Source organism: Kitasatospora sp. NPDC001119 (assembly GCF_053598475.1).
On sequence record NZ_JBSFKI010000027.1, the window covers coordinates 1 to 25,637 of the forward strand.

The 25,637-nt window shown below is 73.0% G+C and carries 18 protein-coding genes and 1 pseudogene; 8 read left to right on the plus strand and 11 right to left on the minus strand.

From position 1 onward, the window contains the following. Positions 1 to 251, minus strand: a pseudogene (locus ACWDD9_RS29375) (hypothetical protein); the annotation flags it as partial. Positions 252 to 790: 539 nt separating this feature from the next. Between ACWDD9_RS29375 and ACWDD9_RS29380 the strand changes: the two are divergent. Further along, the gene (locus ACWDD9_RS29380) at positions 791 to 4,834 is read left to right on the plus strand and encodes a polymorphic toxin-type HINT domain-containing protein (protein ID WP_449813218.1); all 4,044 of its coding nucleotides are present in this window, start codon (positions 791 to 793) and stop codon (positions 4,832 to 4,834) included. Continuing rightward, positions 4,834 to 5,382: a hypothetical protein gene (locus ACWDD9_RS29385; protein WP_449813219.1), complete on the plus strand. Its 549-nt coding sequence runs from the start codon at positions 4,834 to 4,836 to the stop codon at positions 5,380 to 5,382. The genes ACWDD9_RS29380 and ACWDD9_RS29385 overlap by 1 nt, the downstream gene beginning before the upstream one ends. A 163-nt stretch (positions 5,383 to 5,545) precedes the next feature. Here the strand turns inward: ACWDD9_RS29385 and ACWDD9_RS29390 are convergent, their stop codons facing one another. The 3 genes from ACWDD9_RS29390 to ACWDD9_RS29400 all read right to left on the minus strand — a co-directional run bounded on the left by ACWDD9_RS29390 (position 5,546) and on the right by ACWDD9_RS29400 (position 7,164). Next, the gene (locus tag ACWDD9_RS29390; RefSeq protein WP_074005273.1) at positions 5,546 to 5,911 is read right to left on the minus strand and encodes a hypothetical protein; all 366 of its coding nucleotides are present in this window, start codon (positions 5,909 to 5,911) and stop codon (positions 5,546 to 5,548) included. A gap of 379 nt (positions 5,912 to 6,290) precedes the next feature. Continuing rightward, on the minus strand, positions 6,291 to 6,500 hold the full coding sequence (locus ACWDD9_RS29395; protein ID WP_375877766.1) for a hypothetical protein: 210 nt from the start codon (positions 6,498 to 6,500) through the stop codon (positions 6,291 to 6,293). 85 nt (positions 6,501 to 6,585) lie between these two features. Beyond that, entirely contained in the window at positions 6,586 to 7,164 is a 579-nt protein-coding gene (locus ACWDD9_RS29400; RefSeq protein WP_449813220.1) for a CGNR zinc finger domain-containing protein, read from the minus strand. 88 nt (positions 7,165 to 7,252) lie between these two features. On the opposite strand from ACWDD9_RS29400, the gene ACWDD9_RS29405 reads away from it, so the two are divergent. Further along, positions 7,253 to 8,929 carry an FAD-dependent monooxygenase gene (locus ACWDD9_RS29405; RefSeq protein WP_449813221.1) on the plus strand — a complete coding sequence of 559 codons (1,677 nt, stop codon included), beginning with the start codon at positions 7,253 to 7,255 and terminating at the stop codon, positions 8,927 to 8,929. On the opposite strand, the gene ACWDD9_RS29410 is transcribed toward ACWDD9_RS29405, so the two are convergent. Next, positions 8,877 to 9,413, minus strand: a complete 537-nt coding sequence (locus ACWDD9_RS29410; RefSeq protein WP_449813222.1) for a DUF1707 SHOCT-like domain-containing protein — start codon at positions 9,411 to 9,413, stop codon at positions 8,877 to 8,879. The two genes, ACWDD9_RS29405 and ACWDD9_RS29410, sit on opposite strands and share 53 nt — an antisense overlap. A gap of 196 nt (positions 9,414 to 9,609) precedes the next feature. Here ACWDD9_RS29410 and ACWDD9_RS29415 point away from each other — a divergent pair, with 196 nt between their 5' ends. Beyond that, complete coding sequence (locus tag ACWDD9_RS29415; RefSeq protein ID WP_449813223.1) at positions 9,610 to 10,848, plus strand: serine hydrolase domain-containing protein; 1,239 nt, start codon at positions 9,610 to 9,612, stop codon at positions 10,846 to 10,848. Between the two features lie 51 nt (positions 10,849 to 10,899). Here ACWDD9_RS29415 and ACWDD9_RS29420 read toward each other — a convergent pair whose 3' ends face one another. Further along, positions 10,900 to 11,901, minus strand: coding sequence for a S41 family peptidase (locus tag ACWDD9_RS29420; protein WP_449813224.1), 1,002 nt, complete (start codon positions 11,899 to 11,901; stop codon positions 10,900 to 10,902). 90 nt (positions 11,902 to 11,991) lie between these two features. On the opposite strand from ACWDD9_RS29420, the gene ACWDD9_RS29425 reads away from it, so the two are divergent. Continuing rightward, on the plus strand, positions 11,992 to 12,606 hold the full coding sequence (locus ACWDD9_RS29425; RefSeq protein ID WP_082345910.1) for an ArsR/SmtB family transcription factor: 615 nt from the start codon (positions 11,992 to 11,994) through the stop codon (positions 12,604 to 12,606). A gap of 36 nt (positions 12,607 to 12,642) precedes the next feature. Here the strand turns inward: ACWDD9_RS29425 and ACWDD9_RS29430 are convergent, their stop codons facing one another. Then, positions 12,643 to 16,146 (minus strand): hypothetical protein, encoded by a 3,504-nt coding sequence (locus ACWDD9_RS29430; protein ID WP_449813225.1) that lies wholly within the window; start codon positions 16,144 to 16,146, stop codon positions 12,643 to 12,645. Positions 16,147 to 16,385: 239 nt separating this feature from the next. Between ACWDD9_RS29430 and ACWDD9_RS29435 the strand changes: the two genes are divergently transcribed. Beyond that, complete coding sequence (locus tag ACWDD9_RS29435) at positions 16,386 to 17,870, plus strand: purine-cytosine permease family protein (RefSeq protein ID WP_387829222.1); 1,485 nt, start codon at positions 16,386 to 16,388, stop codon at positions 17,868 to 17,870. 37 nt (positions 17,871 to 17,907) lie between these two features. Here ACWDD9_RS29435 and ACWDD9_RS29440 read toward each other — a convergent pair whose 3' ends face one another. Both ACWDD9_RS29440 and ACWDD9_RS29445 read right to left on the minus strand, forming a co-directional pair. Continuing rightward, positions 17,908 to 18,081, minus strand: a complete 174-nt coding sequence (locus tag ACWDD9_RS29440) for a winged helix-turn-helix transcriptional regulator (protein ID WP_449813226.1) — start codon at positions 18,079 to 18,081, stop codon at positions 17,908 to 17,910. A 110-nt stretch (positions 18,082 to 18,191) separates the two neighbouring features. Further along, complete coding sequence (locus tag ACWDD9_RS29445; RefSeq protein WP_449813227.1) at positions 18,192 to 18,686, minus strand: ATP-binding protein; 495 nt, start codon at positions 18,684 to 18,686, stop codon at positions 18,192 to 18,194. A 201-nt stretch (positions 18,687 to 18,887) separates the two neighbouring features. Between ACWDD9_RS29445 and ACWDD9_RS29450 the strand changes: the two genes are divergently transcribed. Continuing rightward, positions 18,888 to 20,141 (plus strand): XRE family transcriptional regulator, encoded by a 1,254-nt coding sequence (locus tag ACWDD9_RS29450; protein ID WP_449813228.1) that lies wholly within the window; start codon positions 18,888 to 18,890, stop codon positions 20,139 to 20,141. After that, positions 20,138 to 20,650, plus strand: coding sequence for a GNAT family N-acetyltransferase (locus ACWDD9_RS29455; protein ID WP_387829228.1), 513 nt, complete (start codon positions 20,138 to 20,140; stop codon positions 20,648 to 20,650). Before ACWDD9_RS29450 ends, ACWDD9_RS29455 begins: the two co-directional genes overlap by 4 nt. 69 nt (positions 20,651 to 20,719) lie before the next feature. Here the strand turns inward: ACWDD9_RS29455 and ACWDD9_RS29460 are convergent, their stop codons facing one another. Continuing rightward, positions 20,720 to 21,415: a DUF7158 domain-containing protein gene (locus ACWDD9_RS29460; protein WP_449813229.1), complete on the minus strand. Its 696-nt coding sequence runs from the start codon at positions 21,413 to 21,415 to the stop codon at positions 20,720 to 20,722. Continuing rightward, the gene (locus ACWDD9_RS29465; protein WP_449813230.1) at positions 21,412 to 25,593 is read right to left on the minus strand and encodes a glycoside hydrolase family 38 N-terminal domain-containing protein; all 4,182 of its coding nucleotides are present in this window, start codon (positions 25,591 to 25,593) and stop codon (positions 21,412 to 21,414) included. Before ACWDD9_RS29465 ends, ACWDD9_RS29460 begins: the two co-directional genes overlap by 4 nt. Positions 25,594 to 25,637: the final 44 nt, after the last annotated feature.

Consider the following 25,637-nt stretch of genomic DNA (forward strand, 5'->3'; position numbering starts at 1 on the left):
GGCAGGTCGAAGCTGAACACGCTGATCTGGCTGTCGACGGCGCAGTCGGACAGCACGATGTGGCCGTCGCCGCGCAGCAGCTTGACGTTGGGGTAGGGCGCCGGGCCGGGGTAGTTGAAGTCCTCGACCGCCACCGGCGCGGCCGAGTTGTCCGCCGGAGTGCCGTCGGCGGAGGCGAGTGCGGTGGCGCCGAGCGTGGCGGCCACGGCGACCGCACCGCCAACGAGCAAGCGGGACATGCGCTTTGCCATGACTATTCCTCTTCGTTCATCTGGTGTTGCCCTGACGGGCAGATCCACGGATTGGTGCGAACCACCCTTGATGGCAGGCGAACCAACCTGTCGCGATGGCGCGTCATGGGTGATGGGGATGCACGGAATCAACCACCCGGCGCCTTCGTGATCAAGGATGGAATGCGGCCCCATCGAACCAGATCAAACTGACGACACGCCAGGTCTTTCTTCCGGAGACCCCTCCCGAGCAGGCGCTCTGTCACAGTTTCGAATAGCTTGGGCACTTCCTGGCGATGCGCTCGCTTTGCTGAAATATGGGCCCACTGAGGGGGTTTATTGCACGTGTCTTAACTCTCAACTCCTTGACTTCGTAAGCGTTCTGTCGTGACATCATTTGACGTAGGCTCCGCTGCGGCCGGGATTCGGCCGATGTCGACAGTGGAGGTTTTCCGGTGCGCCAATCGATATCCCGCTCACGACGGCAAGGGAGGGGGAGGCCGCCGCTACTGGGCAGGCTCTCCCTGAGCCTGCTGCCGCTCGCCCTGACGGCCGGTCTGGTGGGATCCGGCATCCAGAGCGCCGCCGCTGCCGAGCCGACCGGCGGGCAGGTCCAACCGACCCCCCGTGAGCGCGCGTTGACCGCGTGGCTCAACGGCGGCCCTCGCATGCACGAGCTGGCTGAGGTTGCGTTGGCCGGCTCCGACCAGGACGTGAAACGATTCCTGGACAGTGACATCGCCGGGGCGCAGCGCCTTGACGATCTGCTCGCGGCCACGCAGATCTCCAGTGTGGGTGGGCCGAAGGTTCGCGAGGCCGCGGACAAGGCGATCGATGGAACTCCCGACGAGTTGCGCGCCTTCCTGCAGGGTGGTTGGCAGGCGGCGCTCGACGCCGACCGGCGGCTGATGATCACCCGGCTCACCGACCCCGCGATGGGCGCGGGCAGCAACCTGCAGGCGGCTGGTGACGCGGCGCTGCGCAGCAACAACAGTGATGATCTGCAGCGGTTCCTGACCGAGGGCCAGTTCCCGGCGAAGGATTCCGACGACCGGCTCAAGCTGGTGCAGATCCTCAGCGCGGGCGGCACGAACACCCAGGCGGCGGCGCGTGCGGCGCTGAACGGGTCGATCGAGGACGTGCGCGACTTCCTGGCGGTCGGCCAGTACATCGCGCAGAGCCGTGACCAGGAGCGTGCGAGCATCGCGCAGCTGGTGCAGCAGGCGAAGGACGCGGGCGCGCAGGCGGCGCAGGAGACTGCGGCGGCGATCGAGGCCAAGGACAAGGCGGTCTACGAGGCGCAGAAGGCCATGGAGGCCGCTGCGCTGGCCGCGTCGGAGACGCAGAAGGCCGGCAGTGACGCGGCCAAGGCGACGGAGGCGGCGAACAAGGCCGCGACGGCGGCCGAGCGCGCGGGTGCGGCGGCGCGGACGGCGATGGCGGCAGCCCGTGCGGCCAACGCGGGTGCGCGGGCCGCCGCCTACGCGGCGTCGAACGCGGCTGCCGCCGCGGCCGGGGCCCAGCGGGCCGCGGCCAACGCCGAGACCGCCGCGGCCGCGGCCGCCGGTGACCAGACGAAGGCGCACGACGCGCGGGTGGCGGCCGATGTCGCCGACGCCGCGGCGAAGCTGGCGGCGGACGCGAACACGACGCTCGGTCACGCGAACGACGCCGCCAAGAGCAGCAAGGATGCGGCGGGTGCCGCGCTGAGCGCCAAGGGCAACGCCGACTCCGCGGCGGGCTCCGCCGAGCAGGCCGGTGCGTACGCGGACAGCGCCGGCGGGCAGTCGGCGAAGGCCAAGCAGGCCGCGGCGGCCACCCGCCGTTCGGCCGCCGAGGCCGGCCGTGCCGCGGCCGCCTCCCAGCAGCTGGCCGGGGAGGCCTCGACGCAGGCCGCGGCCGCCGCGGCGCTCCTGAAGTCCGCGGGCGAGCACGCCGCCGCGGCGGCGCAGGCCGCCCGGGACGCGGCCGAGCACGCCGGGCAGAGCGGGAACGCCGCGCAGGAGTCGACCAACCACGCGAACGCCGCCTCCGCGGCCGCCGTGGACGCGCAGCGCGCGGTCGACCAGGCCAACGCGGTCCAGGACCTGGCCCGCCGTACCGAGGCCGAGGACCTGGCGAACCGCACCGCGGCCGCGGTGGAGACGGCCCGTAAGGCCAAGGCCGACGAGACGGACAAGCAGGCGCAGACCGACCAGGCCGCCCAGCAGGTCCAGCAGGCGAAGGCCGAGGCCGACCGCCTCGCCCAGCTGGCCAACCAGCCCGGCGCCACCCCGGCGCAGGTCGCCACCGACGGCCGCAAGCTCGCCCTGATCTCCCGCAAGATCTCCGGCACCTGGGGAGCCTCGGCCGCCGAAGCAGCCCTCACCGGCCCGGACAACGCCGTGCTCTCCTACCTCAAGACCGGCCGCCGGGAGGCCGAGGACCACGACGCCCGCGACCGTGCCACCCAGGTCTACAAGGACTCGGAGAGCGACCCGGTCCGCACCGCCGCCTACACCGCCCTCCAGGGCGGCACCACCCAGGTCGGTACGTTCCTGAGCAGCGGTCAGTACGAGGCCGCGGCGCCGGAGAACCGGCTGACGATCACCCGGCTCAGCGACAAGGCCGGTCCCGCCGTCAAGGCGGCTGCCGACGCCGCGCTGCGGGTCAACACTCCCGCCGCGCTGCGGGACTTCCTCGGCAAGGGTCTGGCCGACGCGCAGGCCGCCGACGACCGCCTGACCGCCACCCGGCTCGAGGACGCCCCGGCCACCGAGCCCGAGCTCAAGGCCGCGGCGAAGATCGCCCTCGAAGGCCCCGTACAGGGCCTGCGCGCCTTCGTGGCCGAGGGCCAGTACACCGCGCAGCAGAAGGACCGGCTCACCGCCGTCCACGTCGCCGACATCAAGGGCCTGATCGCCGAGGCCACCGCGGTCTCCGCGACCGCCCAGAAGAACGCGGCCACGGCCCAGGCCGCCGCCGCCTACGCCCGCGGCGTCGCTGACGAGGCCAGGGGCTACGAGGCCGCGGCCCGGGCATCGGCCACCACCGCCACCGAGCACGTCGCCAAGGCCCAGGCCGCCGCCGACGCCGCCCAGGCCGACGCCACCAGGGCCGCCGCGGCCGCGAAGACCGCCAACGCCGCCAAGGTCTCCGCCAACCGCGACGCCGCCAGCGCCGTCTACTCCGCCAACCAGGCCGAGAAGTCGGCCAAGCTGGCGCGCTGGAACGCGTCCCAGGCCAACGCCTCCGCGAGCGCCGCCCGGGCCTCCGCCGAGGCGGCCGGCCAGGACGCCCAGGCCGCCCAGACCGCCGCCGACGACGCCCACGCGAACTACCAGGTGAAGCAGGAGGCCGAGGAGAAGGCGCGGCTCGCCAGGCTCGAGGCGGAGCGCAAGGAGGCGGAGCGCCAGGCCCAGGCCGCGAAGGAGAAGCAGGACTCGATCGCGGCGCTCGAGGAGGAGATCAAGAAGGCGAAGGAGGACAGCGACAACGTCAGCCTCCTCTATCACCTGTTCTCCGAGAGCGTCCACCTCACCCTGGACGTCATCGGCGGCGCGGGCGGCGTCATCGCCCCCGGCCTCGCCGACATCGCCGACCTCATCAACTGCGCCTACTACGCCGTCGAGGGCCGCACCGCCGACGCGCTCACCTCCTGCATCGGCGCGATCCCCTTCATTGGCGACGGCGCCGCCGTCGCCAAGCTCGCCCAGTGGGCCAAGAAGTTCGGCTCCTGGGGCGAGAAGGCCGTCGAGTTCATCAAGAAGCTCGTCACCCGGCTCCCCCCGTCCTGCCCGCGGCCGAACAGCTTCCCGGCCGGCACCCGCGTGCTCATGGCCGACGGCTCCACCCGCGCGATCGAGACGGTCGTGATCGGCGACGAGGTCCTCGCCACCGATCCCGCCACCGGGCTGACCGGCCCCCGCCGGGTCTGGGCCACCATCTACGGCCCTGACGACCGGGACTTCACCGACATCTCGCTGGGTGCGGGGCAGTCCCTGACCAGCACCGACCACCACCCCTTCTGGTCCGAGAACCGGAAGCAGTGGGTCGACGCCGTCGACCTCCAGACCGGCGACGAACTGCGCGACCCGGACGGACAGCCCCAGCGCATCGAGGACGTCCGGCACTGGAACACCCTCCAGCCCGCCTACAACCTCGCGGTCGACGAACTCCACACGTACTATGTGGTCGCCGGAACCACGCCGGTCCTGGTGCACAACACCGACCCCACGTGCGGGCTGTTCCCGAACAAGATGCCTGGAACCCTGGAGAAGGAGTTGGCGGACGCGGAGAAGCTCGGCGCGGGTCCGACCAGCGTGGGGTCCGCGAAGTTCGACGCGGCGATCAACTCCGGTGACGGCAGGATCAAGTGGGCGGTCCTGGAGGACGGATCGCTCGTCGTCATGCCGAAGTTCGTCAGTGGCGTCGAAATCTCCCACGCCGTCCTCAGCAAGGGGAACCCGGTGCGAGCCGCGGGCGAGGCCGACATTGCCGGCTCCGCGAGGGACGGCTACTTCGGGATCGAGATCAACGACCACAGCGGCCACTTCTTCGAGCCCAACTGGAACGTGGCACAGATCGGCAAGGACGCGTTCGCGGCAGCGGGAGTGCATTTCTGATGGGAACAGAGCTCGACGAACTCGTCCGACTTGACCTCCACGCACTGTCCGAGACCCTGGCTTCGCACTCTCCGGGAGTCGTCGAACTGGGCGCGGGTGAATGGCTGGGCGTCGTCGAGCTGCTGACCATGCGCCTGACCGATGAGTGCGGCGGGTTGTCCGCCGACGCGTGGGGAGCGTGCTCGAGCTCGATCACCTACGCGCTCGACGCCGCCGTCGCCACGGGCTCGATCGATCACCGCGAAGCGGTGGTCCGGCGCCTGAACCTCTCCGCCGCTCTGCTCCAGCGCGTTCCGGTCGATGCCGAGGTGGACCTCCTCGACCCGAATCGCATCATGGAGACGTTCCTTGGCGAGATCCCGATCTCGATCGAGGAGGCGCGAGAGCTGTCGACCGACTGGCGAGGTCGCGACCTTGCGGACATCCGCCGGCTCAGGGCCGCGAAGAGCCTGGTACTTCCGACACTCATCGCCATGCGCTCCGCTGTGGGCGAGGATCTCGATCCACGCCTGAAAGAATGGGAAGTGATACTTCCGGCACTTCCCTGAGCTTCCGATCGGTCCCAGGAGCCCGCCAGAGTCCACTCTGGCGGGCTCCTGCCGGTCCTGACGGGTACCGACTCGATGACCGTCTCGGGGGGGCGGCCCGGAAGGCGACCGGGGCCGTGCTCCTGGCGGTGGACCACCTGCCCTCAGTCGCTCCCGGCCGGGATCAGCAGCCGATGTAGCGCATGCTGAGGCCGGTGATGTGGGTGCCCGAGGGCGCGTAGAGGGTGATGGCGCGGGACTTGCCCTTGCCGCCGGCCCAGTCGCTGTCGACGTGGCCGCCGTTGGAGAGGCTGCCGCGCACGTACGGACAGCGGCCGTCCGCCTTGGTGTCGTGCACCGTGCCGACGACCTTGGAGTTGTAGTTGCACCACTTGCCGTTGGCGTAGCCCTCGCCGGAGCTGATGCTCCAGTTCTGGGTGCACGAGTCGGCGGGCGGCGCGGCGTGGGCGCCGACGGCCGGGAGCAGCACGGCGGCGAGGGTCAGAGCGGCGACGGCGGCTCCGTGGACGGCGAGACGGCGCTTGGACATGGCGGTACCTCCACACGGGGTTCACGGTGGGCATCCGGAGGCCGGGGCGGCGGGGCGGCAGGACATCGGCGGCGGCGCACGGAGCGCGGCACGACCGGCGCCCGCCCTCGGCGTTCCACCGAGCGTGACGTATTCGAACGACCGTCGTCAACGACGGAGTCGGCCACGAGCGGCGGCGGTCCACCCCTGCGGCACCGGGGTGGTAAGGGCGCCCCAAGGGGTACGTCCCGCACCATGGGGGTGAGGGAGGACGGTCGTCCACGTGCGCGAACCTCGACCCGAGGTTCGCCAGTCGGGCGCCGGACAGCCACCGGGGCCGACGGTGAGCAGGTCTCCGAGCGGGCCGTTTCCGCTGACGCCTCCCAGCCGGGCGGGCCGGTCACAGGGGCCCGGCATCGATCCTGACGAGGGTCTGCCGCACGGTGCCGTCCGGCTCGTACACGGTGCGGTACAGGTACGGGACGCCCGAGCCGTCGAACACGGCGATGCCGTCCTCGACGACCGCCCGCTGCTCGGCGATGGCCCGGAGCCGGCCGTCCGAGTCCGGCGGCAGCTCCGGCTGCGGGGGGCGGCGGTGTCGCCCGGCCATGGCGGCCCTCACTTTCGCTCTGTGCGGGCCACCCTCCAGGGGCCCTCCGGCGGCAGCGTAGACCCCTGCGGTCAGCACCAGTCCTCTAGCTCTTCTGGGCGCGGTGGGCGGCGACGCGGACGCGGGTGGCGCAGCGGGGGGTGCAGTAGCGCTGTGGGGTGCGGCGGCCGGTGTCGATGAAGAAGCGTCCGCAGCCCGGGGCGGCGCAGCGACCCCAGGCGCAGGTGCCGCGTTCGCTGAGCCACAGGCCGAGGGCGAGGGCGGCGGTGGAGAGCAGCCAGTGGGTGAGGCCTGCGTCGGCGGGGGCGCGGGTGTGCAGGGACCAGGGCCGGCCGGGGAGGCGGACCAGGCGGGGGCGGGGCGGGTGGCGGTCGAGCAGGGTGTTGATCAGGTCGGCGGCGTGGTCCGGGTCGTCGGTTTCGAGGACGGCGGTCACCTCGGCGGTGGCCTGGCGCAGTTCGCGGGCGTCGGCGTCGGTGAGCCGGAGGGGCGGGCCGCCGTGGCGGTCCAGGAGGGCCTGGAGTTCGGCGGCGCCCGCGTCGGGGTCCTCGCGGACGGTGTTCGCGAGGTCGGTGAGGAAGTGGAGGCCGCGGGGGTTGCCGTCGTCGCCGTCCTGCGGCCGGGACTGGGGCTGGGCTTGGGGTTGGGGCTGGGACTGGGCCATGGGGATCGCCTCGCGGGGTCTGGGAGGGTGCCGTCCGGACCATGGTAACGTCAAAATGACCCAGTAGGCGTTACTGAGGAGTGGTGGCATGCGATACCCCGGGGCCACACCCGTGCTCATCGTCGGTGGCGGACCGGTCGGCCTGACCCTGTCTGTCCTGCTGTCCGGCCACGGCGTACCGCACCTGCTCGTCGAGGCGCACCCGGACACCTCGCGCCACCCCAAGGCCCGTGGGGTCTCGGCGCGTTCGATGGAGGTCTTCCGGCGGTGCGGACTGGAGGAGGAGGTCCGGCGGGTCGGCCTCCCTGCCTCGCAGGTGTTCTTCTACCGGGGCCGCAGCCTGGTCGACCCGGACTTCGTCCGCACCGGCGTGGCGGCCGGCACGACGGAGGACGCCGAGCGCACCCCTACCCCCGGGCTGATCTGCTCGCAGGACGCCCTGGAGGCCGCCCTGCTCCGACGGGCCCGCCAACTCGCCCCGGACGGCGTCCGGTTCGCCACCCGTCTGCTCTCCCTCACCCCACGGGACGGACACGTCCAGGCCCTGCTGGAGGACCGCACCACCGGCGAGCGCCACACCGTGCGCGCCGACTGGCTGGTCGGCTGCGACGGCGCGTCGAGCACCGTCCGCACGGCGGCCGGCATCGAGATGGCGGGGCCGACCGGCCTCGGCCACTTCCTCAGCATCCGCTTCGAGGCGCCGCTCGGCGAGGTGGTGGCCGACCGCGCCAGCGCCTCGTACTTCCTCACCGAACCGGGCCGCGGCGGCTTCCTGGCCGTCGACAACGACCGCCGGTGGATCTACCAGTACCCGTACGACCCCGAACTCCCGGGCATCGACGCCCTGTTGAGCGACTGCGGGGCACTCGCCCGGCTGGTCCGGGAGGCCGCCGGACTGCCCGGGCTGGCCGTCACCGTCCAGGACACGATGACCTGGCGGATGGACGCCCGCCTCGCCGGGGCCTACCGCCGCGCACGGGTGCTGCTCGCGGGCGACGCCGCCCACGTGGTGCCGCCGACCGGCGGGCACGGCATGAACACCGGCATCGGCGACGCGGACAACCTCGCCTGGAAACTCGCGGCGGTCACCGCCGGGACGGCCGGCGAGGCCCTGCTGGACACCTACGAGGCCGAGCGGCGCCCGGTGGCCCGGCAGGTCATCGACATCTCGCTCGCCAACTCCCGTGCCCGCGCCGGGTACCGGATCGACGACGAGCTGCTGCTCACCGCCGCCTACCGCTCGACGGCGGTCCTCGCAGACCCGACAGCCCCGGAACGGCCACCCCTGGACCCGGACCGCGAACACCCCGACGGCACGCCCGGCACCCGCCTCCCCCACCTCCGCCTCCCCGGCCCGCCCGGGGCCGCAGCCACATCCACCCTCGACCTGGTCGGGCCGGGCTTCACCCTGTTCACCACGGCCACGGAGGACGCCGACTGGCAGCACCAGGCGGACACCGCGACAGCGGCGGGACTGCCGGTCACCGTACACACCCTGGCGCCCCCCGACTGGGCCCGCGCCACCGGCCTTCCCGCTACCACCGGCGGCGCCGTCCTCGTCCGCCCGGACGGTCACATCGCCTGGCGGGCGCAGCAACCAACGGCCGGAGAAGGCGAGTTGCTCACCATCCTGCGGCGCTTGCTGTCCGCAGCGCAGGGAACCAGCCCCTCGGTCCAGCCAGAGGGAGCACCGACCTCGCCGACGCCGCCGCTCAGCGCCGGGCGTGCCGGATCTTCAGACGGCCGAAGCCGGTGGTCCCGGTGATCCGTATCGTCGGGTTGCCCACGGATGAGCGGCCGGGAGGCGTGTAACGCACGTCCTTCCAGCCTCCCTGGAGGCCGTCGAGGTCGACGACGGCGTCGCGCGGGACGGTGATCTTCGCACTGCCGGTACCGAGCCCCAACTCGATGTCGATCACCGGATGTTCGATGACCGCCTCCGACAGGTCCAAGTGCACCCGCCCGAAGGCCGACGCCACCTGAAAGCTGCGCGGAACCCGCCAGGGGCCGCGGCGCACCAGGCGCCCGCTGACGGCGGCGATGGTCGGGACCGCTCCCTGGTCCGGCTCGGGGAGCGAGGCCAGGGGCGGCGCGAGGTCGGAACGCGTCTTCGCGGTGAGCACCTGGTGGAGACGTTCGTCCATCTCCTCGTGTGAGATGTGCCCTTCGGTGAACGCCTCTTGCAGGCGCTCCACGGCATGGTCGCGTTCAACGTCGTTGATCGGCAGGTTGTCCGGCAGAGCGGTCACCGTCCTACTCTAGTCCCGCTCCGGGGGCGGGCCGCGGCGTGGGACCGGCTCAGCCCACAGGGCGACGCCCGACCGGCCCGACCGGTCCCGGGGAGGACACGGCGCGGCACCTTCGGTGGATGCCCGGGCGGGAACCCCTCCGGCACGCTCGGTACGGGGGCGGCGATGCGCGCCTGCCCCGGGAGGGAAGCAGCCCATGTCCGACGTGACGACACCTCCGCGCACCCTGAGGCGCGGCCTCCGCTCGGCGGCCGCGCTCCTGGCCGCCGCCGCCCTGCTCGGCGCCGGTGCCACCCCGAGCTTCGCCGCATCCCCCGGCCGCCTGCCGGTCGATGCCCAACCGGCGGGCGAGCAGGGAACGTTGGCGACTGGCAGCGCCGAGGCCACCGCACTGCGCAGCACGCTTCAGGGCATCGTCGACACCGGTTCCTCGGCAGCCGTCGGCGAGGTCCGGCAGGACGGGCGGACCGTCTGGCGCGGGCGGGCCGGCGTGGCCGACCTGGCCACCGGCACGCCGGTACCCGAGCACGCCCGGTTCAGGATCGGCAGCGTCACCAAGACCTTCGTCGCCACCGTCCTGCTCCAGCTCTCCGCCGAGCGGCGCATCGGCCTGGACGACCCGATCGACCGTCACCTGCCCGGCGCGGTCCCGAACGGTTCGGCCATCACCGTCCGCCAACTCCTCGACCACACCTCCGGGTTGTACAACTACACCGATGCGCCCGGCCTGGATCCCCAGGACGAGTCCCAGTACCTCGACTGGCTGGCGGGACCGCGCTGGCAGACCTACCAGCCGGCCGACCTGCTCGCACTGGCCAACCGCAACGCTCCGTACTTCCCGCCGGGACAGGGCTGGCACTACTCCAACACCAACTACCTGCTCGCCGGCCTGCTCGTCGAGAAGGTCACCGGCCACCCCTGGCAACAGGAGGTCGACCGGAGGATCATCCAGCCGCTGGGACTGCGCGACACCGGCATGCCCGGCCGCTCCGTCCGGCTGCCCGACCCCCACGCGCACGGCTATGTGAAGCTCTCGACCGGGCCGGTGGACGTCACCGAACTCAACCCGTCCGTCATGGGCGCCGCCGGGCAGGGCATCTCCGGCACCGCCGACCTCAACCGCTTCATCGCCGCCCTGCTGGACGGCCGGCTGCTGCGGCCCGCCGAACTCGCCGAGATGACCAGGACGACGGACGCCGGCCCAGGACGCGGATACGGGCTGGGGCTGGCCCGGTTCGACACTCCCTGCGGCGTGTTCTGGGGTCACAGCGGAGACCTCCCCGGCTACTCGACGATGGTCGCCGGCACCGCCGACGGCCGACGCCAACTGGTGCTCTCCCACAACCCGTACGACCGCTCCGACCCGCGCGCCGCCAAGTCCGCGGTGACGGCCTTCCTCACCACGGCCGCGTGCGGGGCCGCCCCCGGGCACTGAACCACTCCCGGGACGCAGAACCGGCGCAGCGCCGGACGCCAGGGCCGGAGGTCAGAGCCGGGCGTCCGGCGGCGTGGGGTGGTCGTCCGCTTGGCCGTGGAGGGCCTGTCGGGCCTCCTCGGCCGACGGGGTGTCGCCGCCGAGCCGGGCGATGTCGGCCAGTGCGGCGAGGTGGGCCGTCTGGTGGGCCCGGGCCGGGTCGGTGGCGGTGTCCGGGATGACGCCGGTGCCCTCCCAGTTGCCGCCGGACACCGGGTTGATCGAGCGGGCGGTCGGGATGGTGGCCTCCAGGTGGGGGTGGAGCGTGAAGCCCCGGCGGGGGTTGGCGCCGCCGCCGGAGGCTTCGCCGACCACCACGGCGCGGCCGCGCTGCTGGAGGTCGTACGCGAGCGCCTCGCCGCCCGAGAAGGTGGCCCTGCTGATCAGCACGTAGAGCGGCTTGCTGCCGCCGAAGCGCGGGCCGGGTGCCGGCGCGGGGCTCCAGAACTGCCGTTCGGCGTCCTCCTCGCGGTCGTAGATCGTGCTGAGGTGGGTCGGGCCGTCGAAGAGGTGGCCGCAGATGTGGGCGACCGTGTACGGGTCGCCGCCGACGCACTCGCGCAGGTCCAGGACCAGGGCCTCGGCCCGCGCGACCAGGCCGAGCGCGGCGTTCAGCGAGTCGCCGGTCATGTCGAGCGGAAAGAGGATCGGCGCGAGCTTCAGCAGGGCGACGCCGCCCTCCAGCCGCTCGATCCGGGGTACGCCGCCGAGCGAGAGGTCGGCGGCCCGCGCCAGTTCGGCGAGGACGGCGCCGTCCTCCTGCTCCGTCGGGATCGCGTGCGGGTGGAACTTCAGCCGCAGGTGGCCGTCGCCGTTGACGGACTGGAGGTCCTCGGTGACCAGCCGGCCGAGCGTCTCGGGGTCGCCGGACTGGTGGTAGCGGCCCTTGGACAACGCGTCGTCGAGGCCCAGGGCGATCCGCTCGCCGATCTCGGGGAAGACGTAGAGCCCGGCCGTGAGCCGGCTCACCTCCGTGACGATCCCGGTGATCTCGGCCGACTGGAGCTGCGCCATCTGCTGTCCCCCGCTGGTGATGCTCGGTCAGGTCGCGACGAGTAGAGCACGCGGCTTGCGAAAGCGTCAAGAAAATTGGACGCTTTACGCATGGACGACCAGCAGCGGGAAGACCGGCCCCAGGAGCACGAGCCCCACGACCCCCAGCCGGAGGGCCACCAACCCGAGGACCACCAGCCCGAGGATCACGAGCTGACCATCGAGAGCCCGCAGCAGTACAAGGCGCTCTCCCACCCGCTGCGCCAACGGCTGCTGCTGGCACTCGGCGGGCAGCCCGCCACGGTCGGCCGACTGGCGGCGCTGCTGGACAGCCGCAAGGGCACGGTGGCGCACCACCTCAAGGTGCTGCAGGAGGCCGGCGTCGTCCGCATCGTGGAGACCCGGAAGGTGCGCGGCGGCAGCGAACACCTCTACCAGCGCACCACCCGGCGGATCGCCGTCACGGAGCGTGGTGCCGGACGCGACACCGGACGCGACGCCGGGCCGACCACCGCCCTGCTCAAGGCGGTGGCCGAGGAGTGCGCCGACGCCCCGCAGGAGCCGGTGCTGGTCCTGCGGCACCTGCGGCTGACCGCCGACCAGGCCGCGCGCCTCGGCGCCACCCTCCAGGCCCTGGTCGCCGAGGCCGCCGAGGCCCCGCCCGGCGAGCCGGTGCACGGCGTCCTGGTGGCGCTCTACGAACAGGCCGCCGGACGCGACGACTGACCGCCGCGCCCCTACCGGCCCCGCTCCCCCGCTCTCCTACTCCGTCGCCGTCCGTACCGCCAGGGCCGCCTCCCGGACGTCCGGCTGCGGGTGGCGGCGCAGGGTGCGGAGCAGTGCTCGCCACTGCGGGCGCCAGCCGGTGCGCGGGCCCAGGGCGTGGGCGAGGCCGACCGCGAACAGGCCTTGGGTGTGGCCGCCGTGGACTGCGAGCCGTCCGGTCACGGTGTGCAGGACCGCCGGGTCGCCCGGGCGGCGAGGCGTGTTGAGCCGGCTCCGCAGGGCCTCGGCCGTGCGGGCGGCCAGCACCGGGCGGTCACTGTGCAGGGCGGCCAACCGGTCCAGCTCGGCGAGGAGATGGTCCTGGGCGGTGTCGAACTCCAGGGTGGCGGTCAGGAGTTGGACGGCCTTGGGTATGAAGTCAGGTTCGGTGGAGAGGAGTTCGGCTGCCTCGCTGACCGCCTTCAGGCCCTCCGCCGACAGGCGGTCGGCCACGCCGGCGGCGAGCCGGGCGACCAGGTGGTCGATCCGCTGCCGGGCCGGCCGGTCCCGGTCGGCGGCCGCGTCCAGTCCGCCGCCACCGCCACCGTCCCCATCCTCGTCCACGTCCACGTCCTCCCGCTCCGGGGCTCCCGCGGCCGACGCCTCGCTCGCCAGCAGCTGCGCCAGCGCCTCGGTCAGCCGGCGGCCCGTGCCGCCGACGGCGAGCGCGGCCAGGCCGGCTGCGGCGGCCCGCCAGGAGGAGCGGTTGGCGAGGTCGACGGTGCCCGCCAGCAGCAGCTCCTCCGCTTCGGGGTACCAGGGCGACCAGGCGGCCAGCAGGTCGAGCGCGACCTGGGCGGTGTGCGGGTCGTCGCCGCTCGCCACCCGGGCCACCAGCGCGGCGTAGCGGGGGCGGTCGGTGGTCGGCAGGTCCAGCGGCCGGGTGCGCAGCACGGCGGACCGGGCCACGGGGACGCCCGTCGCGGCGTCTTCGAGCAGCCGCCAGGCCGCGGGTGCGGGGAGCAGGTCGACGGTGGCGGCCACGACCGCCGCCCGGACGTCGCGGTGCTGGCCGGGCAGGTCGTGGGCCTCGGCGAGGAGTGCGCCTGCGGTGTCCACCGGCAGCAGCCGGGCGGCCAGCCGCACCAGCTCCTTCCGGCTGGTGACCTTCGCCCCACCACCGCCGGCCGCCCCGCCGCCGGCTTCCGCGGCCCCGTCCACCGCCGGCAGCAGCACCGCCCGCAGCATGCCCGCCAGTCGCGACGGCGCGACGAACCCGGCGGCCCGCCCGGCCGCGTACAGCGCGACCCGTGCCCGGTCGTTCCCGGCCTGGGCGAGCAGCAGGGGCAGTGCCTCGGCGGGCCGGTCGGTCCAGATCAGGGCTCCGAGCGCGGCCTCGGCGAGCACCGTGTCCGGGGAGTCGACGTACGGCCGGACGGTGGCGAAGCCGCGCTCGGGGACCGCCACCACGGTGCACAGGTGTCCGGCCCGTACCTGCCTGGGCAGCGAGGCGTCGGCCGCGGCTGCCGCCAACAGGCGTGCGGCGGCGGCCTGTTGTCCGGGTGTCCAGCCCTCGATGCCGTCGACCGGCGGCAGCCAGTGCGTCCCCGCCGCCAGGAAGCGCCCGTACGGCGGGGTGTCGGCGAGGACGGTGTCCAGCAGGTCGGTGCGCCCGCGGGCCAGCACCCGGAGCACCGGCGGCAGGACGGCGGCCGACGGTTCCAGTTCCAGCACCCGTGCCACCCGTTCGCTGCGGGTGGCCGGGTCCGCGAGCCAGTGCCGTACGGCCTGGATGAAGGTCGCGTTGTCGCCGAACTGGATGGCCTCCCAGAGGAGTTCCTGCAGTTCGGGCAGGTGGTGGGCGCGCCGGCCCAGGGCTCCGGCCAGGGCGAAGGTCAGCGTGTGGTCGACCCGGTCCGCGCCGGCCGCCAGCCACGGGCGCAGCGCCTCGAAGACCTGTGCCTCCTGTCCGCGCCGGAGCACGGTGTCCAGTCGGCCCAGCGGAACGCTGCCGAGCATCCCGGAGAGCTGCCGCAGGGCGGCCAGGGCCCAGCCCAGCAGCGGCTGTTCACCGCTCACCGCGTGCTCCCGCAGGACGGCGAGGGCGAGGTGCGAGAGCGCTCCGCGGGTCTGCCAGGAGGTGTCCCGGGCCTCGACGGCGTCGGTGGCGATCCGGCCGAGGGCGGCGGCCGCCGCCTCCCCCCGGAAGAGCGCGGGCGGGACCTCGGCCAGCGCGACCAGGGCCGGGGAGCGGACCGGATCCTGCTCGTTGCGCAGCCGCAGCAGGTCGTCGAGGAGTTCGCCGACGGCGGCCGGCTCACCCGACCGGGCCGCGTTGCGGACCAGCAGCGGGTAGGCCAGCGCCCGGTCCTCCGCGGCCGGCCGCCGGGTCGCGGCGAGCAGCCGCGGCCGGGCCTCGGCCACCGGCAGGTGGGCGACGTGGGCCAGCACGACCGACCACGCGGCGCCGCGCTCGGCGGCCTGCGCGGCCATCCGCCGGGCCTCGGCCTGCGCCCGTCGGCGGGGCAGCGCGTCGAGCACGGCCCCGGACAGCTCGCTGCGGCTGAGGTCCCGGTCCGCCGTGACGAGGTCGTAGAACGCCTCGCGCCGGGACGGCGGCAGGGCGCGCAGCAGCCGGGCGAGCCAGATCGGGGCGGTGCTCCAGGCCCGGCCGAGGTCCGGCAGCTCGGGCGGGTCGAGCCGGGCGACCCGGGTCAGCGCGCTGCGGGAGATCGACGCGGTGGCCGCGCGTTCGGGCGGCGTGATCAACCGGATGGTCCGGCCGGGCGCAGCGGTCAGCAACCGGCCCAGACACCCCTGCACCGGCTGCGGCAACCACGTGGGGCAGTGGCGTTCCAGCAGGTCCAGCACCCGCTCCGGTCGGTGCCCGGCGGCGGCCGCCAGGACGTCCGCGTTGCGCTGCCACCAGGCGGGGCGGGCCGGCTCGGGCAGTTCGGCGAGCTGGCGGGCCACCTCGTCCAGCAGCAGGTCGGGATGGCGGCGGGCCAGGACGCTCCAGCGCGTCACGGCGAGGAACAGCCCGGGCAGGTACCGGGCGACGGTGTCGGGCCCGCAGCCCGGCAGCAGCCGGGCCGCCGCCGCGTCCCCCCACGCCTGCCGGACGGGGAGCAGCAGCCGCTCCGCCAGCGCGGTGCGCCCGCGGGCGACGATCAAGGTGGTGAGCCGGTGGCGCAGGACGGCGGGCGCGTCGGCCATCGCCGCGGCCAGCAGCTCGTCCGCGACCGGCAGGTGGAGTGCGGCCTTCAGGGCCTGGCGGCTGACCGCCGGGTCGGGATCGGTGAGCCGCGCGGCGACGAAGGCGCCGTCCCCGGCGATCGTGGCGGCGACTCCGGCCAGCCCTCGACCGTAGGCGCCGCGCTTGTCGAGTTCCGACAGCAGCAGGCCGAACCGCTCCCGTCCGTCGCCCTCGTTCGGTCCCTCCCCTGCCCGTTCCTTCGTCCAGGCGGCGAGGCGCCGCATCCGGGCGGGGTGGGCGAGCGGGGCGAGCTCGGCGAGGAGGTGGTCGACGGCTTCGGCCGGGCTGTGCGGTGCACTGGACATGCGGGCCATTCAACAGGCCGGCCGCCCCCGCGGTCGCAGGGTTTTCCGGGTGGACCGGCCGAGGGTCCGGGAGGCGGCCCAGGAGACGGGTGCGCCGACGGCCGCCGGCGAGCACCCGCGCCAACCGCTTTGCCCTCAGAACAAAGTAGGATGATTCGACTCCCGCTACGCGCGAAGAGTTCCACAAATATCTTATTTGACCGATTTACCTCCCGCTTCACACGCACGGAGCCACCCTCATGGACAATCCGTCCACCGACGCCAACGACGGCGCGATCGAGACCCGCGGCATTGAGCCTGTCCCCGACCACGAGCGCCGGGGCAGAGTCCGCGAGCTCTTCCCGACCTGGGTCGCGGCGAACATCAGCGTCCTGCTCCTCACCATGGGTGCGGCCCTGGTGGTGTTCAACCACTTGAACTTCTGGCAGGTGCTGGTCGTCGCCGCGTGCGCCGCCCTCATCTCGTTCGGCATGGTCGGCGTGCTGTCGGTCTCCGGGAAGTGGGGCGGAGCCCCGGGCGCGACCCTCTCCCGGGCCACCTTCGGGGTACGCGGCAACCTCTTCCCCGGCGCGATCCTCTGGATCGCCCGGTTCGGCTGGGAGACGATCAACGCCGTCACCGGCGCCTACGCCGTGCTGACCGTCCTCGACCTGGTCTTCGGCGTCAAGAGCAACACCGCGCTGATCGTGATCACGCTCTTCGCCTTCGTCGCCTGCACCTTCCTGGTCTCCGGCATGGGCCGGAAGGCGCTGAACGTCTGCAACACCTGGTCGACGTACCTCTTCGGGGTCTTCAGCGTGCTCGTGCTGGGCTACCTGGTCGCGACCATGAACTGGAGCGAGGTCTTCTCCAAGCCTGCGGGCACCACCGCGATGATGATCGCCGGCATCGGCACCATCGCGGCCGGCGGCATCAGCTGGGTCCCCACCGGCCCGGACTTCGCCCGCTACCTGCCGCACGCCGCCTCCGGCCGGAAGATCGTCGGCGTGACGGTCTCCGGCGCCGGCCTGGTCATGGTGCCGATGGTGCTGATGGGCGCCGTGATGGCGGTGGCCTCGCCCGGCCTGGCCGAGGCCGCGGACCCGGTCTCCTTCCTCGGCGACCTGCTGCCGACCTGGCTGGCCGTGCCCTACCTGCTGACCGCGATCGTGGGCATGCTGCTGATCAACAGCCTCTCCATGTACTCGGCCGGCTTCACCGCGCAGACCATGGGCGTGAAGCTGCCGCGCGCCATGGCCGTCAGCATCAACGCCGTGATCTCGCTGGTCGGCGGCCTGCTGCTGATGCTGGTCGCCAAGAGCTTCCTGGGCTCGTTCATCACCTTCCTGATCCTGCTCGCCGTCTCCTTCTCGGCCTGGATCGGCGTCTACGCGGTGGACATGTACCGGCGCCGCTCGCGCGCGGTGCGCTACGACGCCGCCGCGCTCATGGACACCAGCAGGAAGAGCCGCTACTGGTACACGGGCGGCTTCTGCTGGCAGGCGATGGTCTCCTGGGTGCTCGCGCTGCTGGCCGGGCTCGCCTTCACCAAGTGCGACTGGTTCGCCGGCCCGTTCTCCGGCACCTTCGTCGGCAAGTACGGGCTCGCCTGGGCGGCGACCATCGTGATCTCCGGCGTGATCATGGCCGTGCTCCCGACCCCCCGGGAGAACACCTCCGGCACCGACGAGCAGCCTGCCGAGCAGGCCGCTGAGCAGGCCGCTGAGCAGGCCGCCACCGTCTGACCGCACGACCATGCCCCCGGACCGCCCGGCGGTCGGCTCACCCGAGCCGACCGCCGGGCGGCTCCGTTTCGGCGGCCCACCGGTGGCTCCAGGCGGTGAGCGGGCCGAGGGCGGTGACGAGGTCGGCGCCGAACGGCGTGAGCCGGTAGGCGTCGTCGTGCGGGGCGAGCAGCCCGGCCTCGCTCAGCTCGGCGATACGGGTGCTGAGCACCCCCGAACAGCTACGGGCGACCGCCGCCGATCCCGGGCCGGGCCCTTGCCGCCATAGAGGAAGTAGTCGTACCACTTCACCTACGACGAGATCACTCTCAGCGGGACGGCTCACGCCACCAAGCTCTGCGCGCAGAGGTTGCGCGCGGTGCCCCACCCGTACGTGGGGCACCGCGCCTCGTGGGATTCCAGGAAGTCGAACCACACGACCTTGCCCACCCCTGCCACCGGATGCCAGCCCCACGCATGAGCCAGCGCCTCGACGAGGATCAGCCCACGTCCGCTGGTCGCTTCCGGGTCCGCTCCACCGCGTTCGAACACCGGGTTGGAATCCGCGACCTCAACACGCAGCCGCTCGCCCGCGCGGCGAACGGTCACCGTGCAGCGTGCCTTCGAGTGCTCCATCGCGTTCGCGATCACCTCGCTCGCACAGAGCTCCAGCTCTTGCAGTGCTTCCCCGGAGAGCGGCACATCCCAGAAGCGGACGACGTCCATCACCAGCCTCCGCGCCGGCGGCACGGCCGCGCTGTCCGGCGGGACATCCCACTCCAGGGGCACCGGAAACCGAGCGGTCTTGAGCGGGCTGACGATCATCTTCCACCCCATTGCTCCTCCATCACCCGTTCGACGGCAACGCGCAGTGAGTCACCAGGTGCGCCCGGTTGCTTCCGACATCAACTCAACGCCGACTCGACGCCGATGGCGAGTGAAAAACCTGGCTGCCAAGGGCGCCCTCAGAAGGAAAAACTGACCTTCCCTTTACACATGGACATGCGCCCTGAGTGACCATCGGGATACGCTGGGCACATGGTGGGCAACGCCGAACTGCGCGCCGTCATGGCGGATCTGGGGCTCACAAGGGCCGACCTCGCGCACCTGGTCAACCAGGAACTCGTCGCCCTCGGGTGCCCTGGGACCCTCACCGTGAGGACAGTGGGCACTTGGCTCTCCGGACAGTCCCGTTGGCCTCAGGGCAGGATCCGCACCGCGCTCGAACGCGCGCTGAGGCGGACTCCCGAGCAGCTCGGCTTCATCCCACACCGGACTGCCCAGCCCCAAGTGCCCTCGGAGGAACCTGTGCTCCGCCGCGACTTCCTCGCCGCTTCGGCCGCCGCCGCCCTCCCATCCATGATCGCCTCGCGCGGCCAGGCCGTCGGTCACACCGACGTCGACCGGCTCAAGGAGAGTCTCAGGACCCTCACCGCGCTCGATGACCACCGCGGAGGACACGGATCACTTGAGACAGCCGCTCTGGCCGGCTCCGATCAGGCACTCGGCAAGGTGGACAGGACGATCAGCGACAGCGTCCGGCGGCGTCTCTACAGTCTCGCCGCCGACTACACCGCCACCGCCGCGTTCTCGTGCATCGACGACCGCCGCTTGGACGACGCCGAACGGCATTTCGAGACGGCTCTGCGCCTTGCCGGCCTCGGAAACGACCACGTCACCACAATGCGGGTCTTCAACTGCCTCTCCATGGTGGGCTACCACCGCAACAAACCGGCGGTTGCCCTGTCGGCGGCCTGGGCCGCCCAGAACGCCCAGGCAGCCCGCCGCGACCCGCTCCTCGCCTCTCTCGCACACGCTCGGGCCGCCATCGCCCACTCCATCACGGGCGACCGGCAGGCCGCCCTCCGCTGCCTCGGCCACGCCCGTGATGCGCTGAGCCGCGTGGATGACCGCGAGCGCCCCACGTGGACCGACTTCTACGGCTCGGCCGAACTGTTCGCGCTGAGTGCCGTCGTCCACCAACACCTCGACAACAGCGCGGAGTCCGAGAGCGCATCACATCATGCCCTGGCCGGGATCCCCCCGCAGTTCCGCCGCAACCGCGCCTCCGCCACCGCCCGCCTCGCACTCGCCCAGCTTGGACAGGGGGAGATCGAACAGGCCACCACCACAGCTAACAGCGTGTACACGTTGATGGGTGACGACCCGCTGCCACCGAGGCTGCTGACCCTCCTCGGCGACTTCCATCGCGGCCTGATCACCCTGGCACCGACCTCGGCGGTTACGCGAGAGTGGACCGACCGAGTCCACGCCCAGGGAGAAACCCAGTGACGATAGCCCTCCGCCGCTACGAGGCCGGCGGTCTTCCCTCCGAGCACGCGCAGTTGCTCATCGACGTCCACGCGGATGCCTACCGGGACCAGGCCGATGACCCCTTCGTCCAGCGCTTCCCGTGGTTCGCCAAGCACTGGACGTCCCGGCCCGGTTACAGCTGCGTCATGGCCTACGACGGCGACGAGCCGGTCGGCTATTCCTACGGTGCGCCGCAGGAGGACGGCCGCGAGTGGTGGCGTCAGCACATGCCGCCGCCCGCCGACGCGTCGACGTTCGCCGTCTCCGAGGTCATGGTGCGCCCCGACTGGCGGAAGCTGGGAATTGCCGAGCAGACGCACGAGGCGCTGTTGTCCGGACGGGACGAGGCGCTGGCCGTTCTCTATGTCGACGTGACCCACCCTCGTGTCCAGGCCATGTACGAGCGCTGGGCGTACGAGAAGGTCGGCGAGCACCGTCCGTTCGAGGATGCTCCGCTCTACGCCGTCATGGTCCGCGCTCTTCACTGACCGGGCGGACCGAGGACGTCCGTGCCCGCCGCGCTCGGTGGACGAGCGCGGCGGGCGCGTCCGTGCACCTCAGTGGCGGTGGTGGTTGTCGGGTTGGGCGGGGTCGCCTGGGTGTTCCAATCCTTCGACCAGGGTGATGCGTTGGGCGCGTTCGTGGTCGAGCCAGCGGACGAATGCTGCTCGGCGGGCGGCGGCGCGGAGGGTGGGGGTGGGGTCCATACCCCCCTGGGTGGTGTGGGTGGCTAGGAGGGCTGCCGTCCAGGGGCCGGCGGTGACCCACTCGCCGGGTGGGGCTGTGCGGAGGGCTTCGGCGAGGGCGGCGGGGAGGGTGGTGGGGTCGGCTTCCAACTCGCCGTCGGGGAGAGCGAGGTGCCAACTCTCGGCCGCCGGGCGGGCGGTCAGGGTGCGGTAGTGGGCGATGTCCTCGGGTGAGGGGTCGATGTCGGCCGTCACGGCGTCGTAGACGGCGCGGACGGCGGCGCTGCCCTCGTAGGCGGCCGCTGTGATGGAGCCGAGTTCGACGGCGGCCTGCTGGTCGAGGCGGGCGGTGCCGTCAGGAACCACGGGCAGGTCGCGTTCGGCGGCGACTGCCTCGCAGAGGGCTTCGGTCAACAAGACCTGCGCGACCCAGCGGGTCAGCTGGCGGTCCTCCGAACTGCCCGGTTGTGGCAGGGCGGTGGCGCGCGGGCCGTTCCGGAGGGCGGCGAGGCGGTGGTCGAGGGCCGCACGTGGGAGGGGGCGACCGTCGAGGAGGCCGAGGGTCATGCTTCCACCACCAGGGCGACGGTCGGGGCGTACCGGCAGCGGCCGAACCACATGACCTTCGCCAGGGCCCAGTACGAGCCCGGGTCGGTGGATTCGGCGACGGAGACGGCGAATTCGACCACCGACGAGCTGCCGGCCGGGACGGTGAAGCCGCGGACGGGGTCGGCGATGACGTCCCAGGTGCCCCAGGGAGAGACGAGTTGCAGCTCGCCCCGGATCTCGCCGCGGGTGCGGTTGGTGAGGGTGAGGGAGAGGGCGGTACGGCTGCCGGGGACGACGTGCAGGGTCTCGGTGGAGACCTCGACGTCCAGGCCGGTGTCGCGACCGCTGGCGGCCTTGGTGCCCTGGGCGATCGTCCAGTCCTCGGGGGTGTCGCCGGGGACGGGCAGCAGGTCGGGCAGGTCGCCGACGGCGATGGTCACCACGTCTTCGATCTGCTGGCCGTCGTGCTCGATCCGGACGGCGGCGAAGTGCAGCCCGGGCTCGGCGTCGACCGGCGGGGTGAGGGTCACCGGGAAGCGCAGGTGGCCGTCGGGTGCGAGCCGGTACGGGCGGCTGCCGAGGCTCGTGGTCCAGCCCTCGGGCGGGAGTACGACGGCTGTGCCCTCGACGGCCGCGTCCCGCAGCTGGGAGGAGAGGGCGACCGAGAGCGTCACCGGCTCCCCCGCCGTCCGCAGCAGTCCGGGCGAGGCACCGACGGACACCGGGAGGTAGCCGAGCGGTGCCGGGCCCCGGTTGTGCAGCCAGTAGCGGGCGTGGACGGGCTGGGCCGTCTCCGCCACCGGACCGAGGTCCGTCTCACCCTCCGGGGCCGTGACGGCCGGGGAGGCGAGCAGGGTGGCGATCTGCGAGCCGGCGAGGTCGAGGGCGGGGCCGTCGGCGGGGCGCGGGCGCTCCAGCAGGTCGGCGGCGCGCACCTCGTCCAGGCCGAGTGCGCCGCTGAGCTTCGCCGTCCGGCCGAGGCCGGTCGACTCGACCAGCCGGACGGTGAGTTCGCTGCCGAGCGGCGCGGCCGAGCCGTGCGCGATCGGGTTGCCGGTCGGCTTGAGGGTGCCGAGCAGCACCTCGCGCTGGGGTTCGACCCGCAGCCAGGAGAGGGTGGCCGGCAGCGGTCCTTCCTGGGCGGGGGCGATCCGGGCGTACAGCGGGTGGTTGAACTCCTGGCCCTGGGCGGGCAGTGTCTGGTCCCGCCAGTCGCCGTCGCCTCCGACCAGTGCGTAGCTGAACTCGTGTGTCCAGTGCTGGAGTTGGAAGGACGCGCCGTCGGGCAGGGTGCGCCGGGGCGGGTCGATCCAGACGCCGGACGGCCAGCCGGTGCAGGAGCGCATCAGCGACAGGTGCAGCGCGCCGGTGGTGTCGACGGCGAAGCCGGGCAGGCCGAAGCTCAGCAAGGCCACGGTGTGGTCGGCGAGTTGGTCCTGGACGGCGGACGGGCAGACGGCGGTGATCCGGGCGTCGGCCAGGTCGTCGACCAGGGCGGAGGGGTCGGAGACGATCAGTGCCGGCAGTGCGCGCAGGTCGCGCAGGTCGGCGTCCGGGTGCCAGACCTCGGTGAGCGGGGTCGCCGCCGGTACCCAGACCGCGCCGTGCGTCTTCAGGGCGGCCGCGTACTCCTCGCCCGCCAGGTCGATCAACTCCCGTGCCACCGGGTTGAGGTCCGGCGAGCCGACCACGATGCGGAAGTCCGGCAGGTTGGAGTCCACGTCCAGCCAGCCGTACCGCGCCCAGTCGGCACCCGAGGTGGTGGCGGTGACCCCGACCCGTGCCAGTGCGACCACCAGGGGGCGGGCGTCGGCGGCGTCGTCCAGGGTGGGGACGACGACCTCGGCCACGCCGAGGGCGCGCGAGCCGGTCACCGTCCCCGTGCTGTCGGTCAGTTCGACCCGCGCGGTGGCGCCGAGGCCGAACCAGGTGTTGGCCGGGTTGTCCAGGGTCCACGGCGCCTCCGCCGAGTCCACGTCGGGCATCGCGAAGCCGCGTCCGACGACCGCGCCCGCGACCTCGCTGACCGGCAGGCCGCCGGGGACGTCCACCGGGAAGCGCAGCCGCAGCAGCCGGTCGGCGCCGGAGTAGTCCACCACCCGGGTGCGGCAGTCCACCCGGTCGAGGCCGCGCCAGAGGGTGACGGTCTGCTCGTACCGGACGCCGTCGACGGTGCCGTCGATCAGCAGGCGCTCGCCGAGCGGCCCGGTCTCCCGGCGGACGGCGGCGTCGGCTCCCCCGGAGCCGGTCACCGGTCCGCTGGGCACCAGGTGCCAGGGGCCCTCGCCGAAGTCGGGGTGCTGCGGGTACTCCTCGTACACGCGCAGCTCGTTGCCGATCCGGCCGTCCTGGATCAACTCCCGGTCGTACAGGAGGTCCTGAACCGAGCAGAGGCCGCCGCCGCGCGCCGGGTCGGCGGTCACCCGGTACCGGCCGTTGCCGATCGTCAGGCCCGGGGACGGCGTCCACGGCTGCTCCGCCTCCCCCTCCACCAGTCGCCAGGTGCGCCAGCCGAGCGCGGGCACATCGGCGGCGAGGAAGCGCAGGGTGCCCCGGTCGACGGCGCTGGGCACGGGCGAGCCGGTGTCGTCCAGCACCCTCACCGAGTCGGTGCCGGAAGGGAGTTCGACACTCACCAGGTCGGTCCGGTCGAAGGAGAGCGTGTTGGCGACCACGACGGCCTGCCCCGCGCCCGCCGTGGAGATCCGCGCGGTCAGCGCGTCCAGCGCCGCGTCCCGGACGCCGGAGGCCAGGTCGTACGCCTCCCGCCAGCCGCCGAGCAGGTCCAGGTACACCTGGTCGGACTCGGAGCCGGTGATCGCGTCGTGGTGGGCGCCGTAGGCGAGTTGGCGCCAGACCTTGTCGAGCGCCGCGGCCGGGTAGCGGCCGAGGCCGTGCACGGAGGCGAGCGTGGCGAGCTTCTCGGCGTCCACGGCCGCGACCTCGCCGGCCCGTTGGGCCTGCTTGGTGTCGATGTACGAGACGTCCTTGCCGGTGTACACCGGGTTCATGTCGCGGGTCTGCGGGCTGGGCCGCCGGCCGGTGGCCGCCAGCTCGGCGCGGACGGCGTCGAGGAAGTCGCGGGGGGTGGCGCAGACGAACCGGGGCCAGAGGTACCTGGCGGCCCAGGAGCGGTGGATCTCGGTGACCCACTTGTTCGGCGGGGTGTAGTCCGTGCCCACCGGCAGCAGCAGGTTCTTCGTCGCGCCCACGGGCTTGAGCTTGCGGTACAGCTCGTAGACGGCCCGTTCGGCGGTGGCGAGGTCCGGGGAGGAGTCCATCCACCAGCCGGCCGAGTAGTGGTGCGGCATGTAGTGGGTGAGCACGCCGTCCCCGCCGGGCGCGATCCACTCGAACTCGCTCGGGAACTGCATCACCCGGGCGTCGTCCTTGGCCTCGCGGAAGTTCTTCTGGATCGGGCCCCACTGGTGGAAGGGGCCGCGCGCCCAGGCGCTTCCGGTGAGGCCGGCCGCGGCGAGATGGCCGGGGAACTGCGGGTCGTGCCCGAACACGTCGAGCTGCCAGGCGGTCCGGGGGTCGCCGCCGAGGATGTCGCGCTGGTAGCCGATGCCGTAGACGATGTTGCGGATGGTGGTCTCGGCGCCGGTGAGGTTGGTGTTCGGCTCGTTGTAGGTGCCGCCGACGAGTTCGACCTGGCCGCGTTCCAGCAGCTGCCGCAGGGTCTCGCGGCGCTCCGGGTGCTGGTCGAAGTACGGCTTCAGGTAGTCGACTTCGGCGAGCACGAACTTGTACACCGGGTCCCGCAGGGCGAGGTCCAGGTGCGCGTCGACGAGGGCGAAGCCGTTGCGCTCCCACAGCGGCCGGGTGGTGGCGTCGGCGGAGAGCAGTTCCCACGGGGAGGTGTAGGCGGCCTGGGTGTTCCACCAGACCGGGTCGTAGTGGAAGTGCGAGACCAGGAACATCGTCCAGCCGGGCTCGGCGACCTCGACCACGGATTCGGCGGTGGCGTCCGAGGCCCGGACGGCGACCGGGAGTCGGTCGCCGGGCGAGGCCCCGCTGATCTCCAGCGGGACCTCGACCAGGCCCGTGCCGGTCGCCTCGCCGCGGACGCCCGGGCCGCTGACGGTGATCCGGGCGGCCGGGCCCTCCAGCGTGACCCGCAGCACTTGGCGCGGGGCGTCCTCGGGGCCGACGAACAGATCGGTACTCTCGACGGCGGTGATGGTGACCGGCACGGGGGTGCTTCCTTTCCTCGAACAGGGCGGCGCGGGACAGCGGG

Bases quoted from the DNA above. Each gene is read 5' to 3' on its own strand.
- ACWDD9_RS29415 (WP_449813223.1), top strand. From the start codon at position 9,610: ATGTCCGACGTGACGACACCTCCGCGCACCCTGAGGCGCGGCCTCCGC.
- ACWDD9_RS29395 (WP_375877766.1), bottom strand. From the start codon at position 6,500: ATGGCCGGGCGACACCGCCGCCCCCCGCAGCCGGAGCTGCCGCCGGAC.
- ACWDD9_RS29445 (WP_449813227.1), bottom strand. From the start codon at position 18,686: ATGGGGTGGAAGATGATCGTCAGCCCGCTCAAGACCGCTCGGTTTCCG.
- ACWDD9_RS29385 (WP_449813219.1), top strand. From the start codon at position 4,834: ATGGGAACAGAGCTCGACGAACTCGTCCGACTTGACCTCCACGCACTG.
- ACWDD9_RS29460 (WP_449813229.1), bottom strand. From the start codon at position 21,415: ATGACCCTCGGCCTCCTCGACGGTCGCCCCCTCCCACGTGCGGCCCTC.
- ACWDD9_RS29390 (WP_074005273.1), bottom strand. From the start codon at position 5,911: ATGTCCAAGCGCCGTCTCGCCGTCCACGGAGCCGCCGTCGCCGCTCTG.
- ACWDD9_RS29420 (WP_449813224.1), bottom strand. From the start codon at position 11,901: ATGGCGCAGCTCCAGTCGGCCGAGATCACCGGGATCGTCACGGAGGTG.
- ACWDD9_RS29425 (WP_082345910.1), top strand. From the start codon at position 11,992: ATGGACGACCAGCAGCGGGAAGACCGGCCCCAGGAGCACGAGCCCCAC.
- ACWDD9_RS29435 (WP_387829222.1), top strand. From the start codon at position 16,386: ATGGACAATCCGTCCACCGACGCCAACGACGGCGCGATCGAGACCCGC.
- ACWDD9_RS29405 (WP_449813221.1), top strand. From the start codon at position 7,253: ATGCGATACCCCGGGGCCACACCCGTGCTCATCGTCGGTGGCGGACCG.
- ACWDD9_RS29430 (WP_449813225.1), bottom strand. From the start codon at position 16,146: ATGTCCAGTGCACCGCACAGCCCGGCCGAAGCCGTCGACCACCTCCTC.
- ACWDD9_RS29450 (WP_449813228.1), top strand. From the start codon at position 18,888: ATGGTGGGCAACGCCGAACTGCGCGCCGTCATGGCGGATCTGGGGCTC.
- ACWDD9_RS29400 (WP_449813220.1), bottom strand. From the start codon at position 7,164: ATGGCCCAGTCCCAGCCCCAACCCCAAGCCCAGCCCCAGTCCCGGCCG.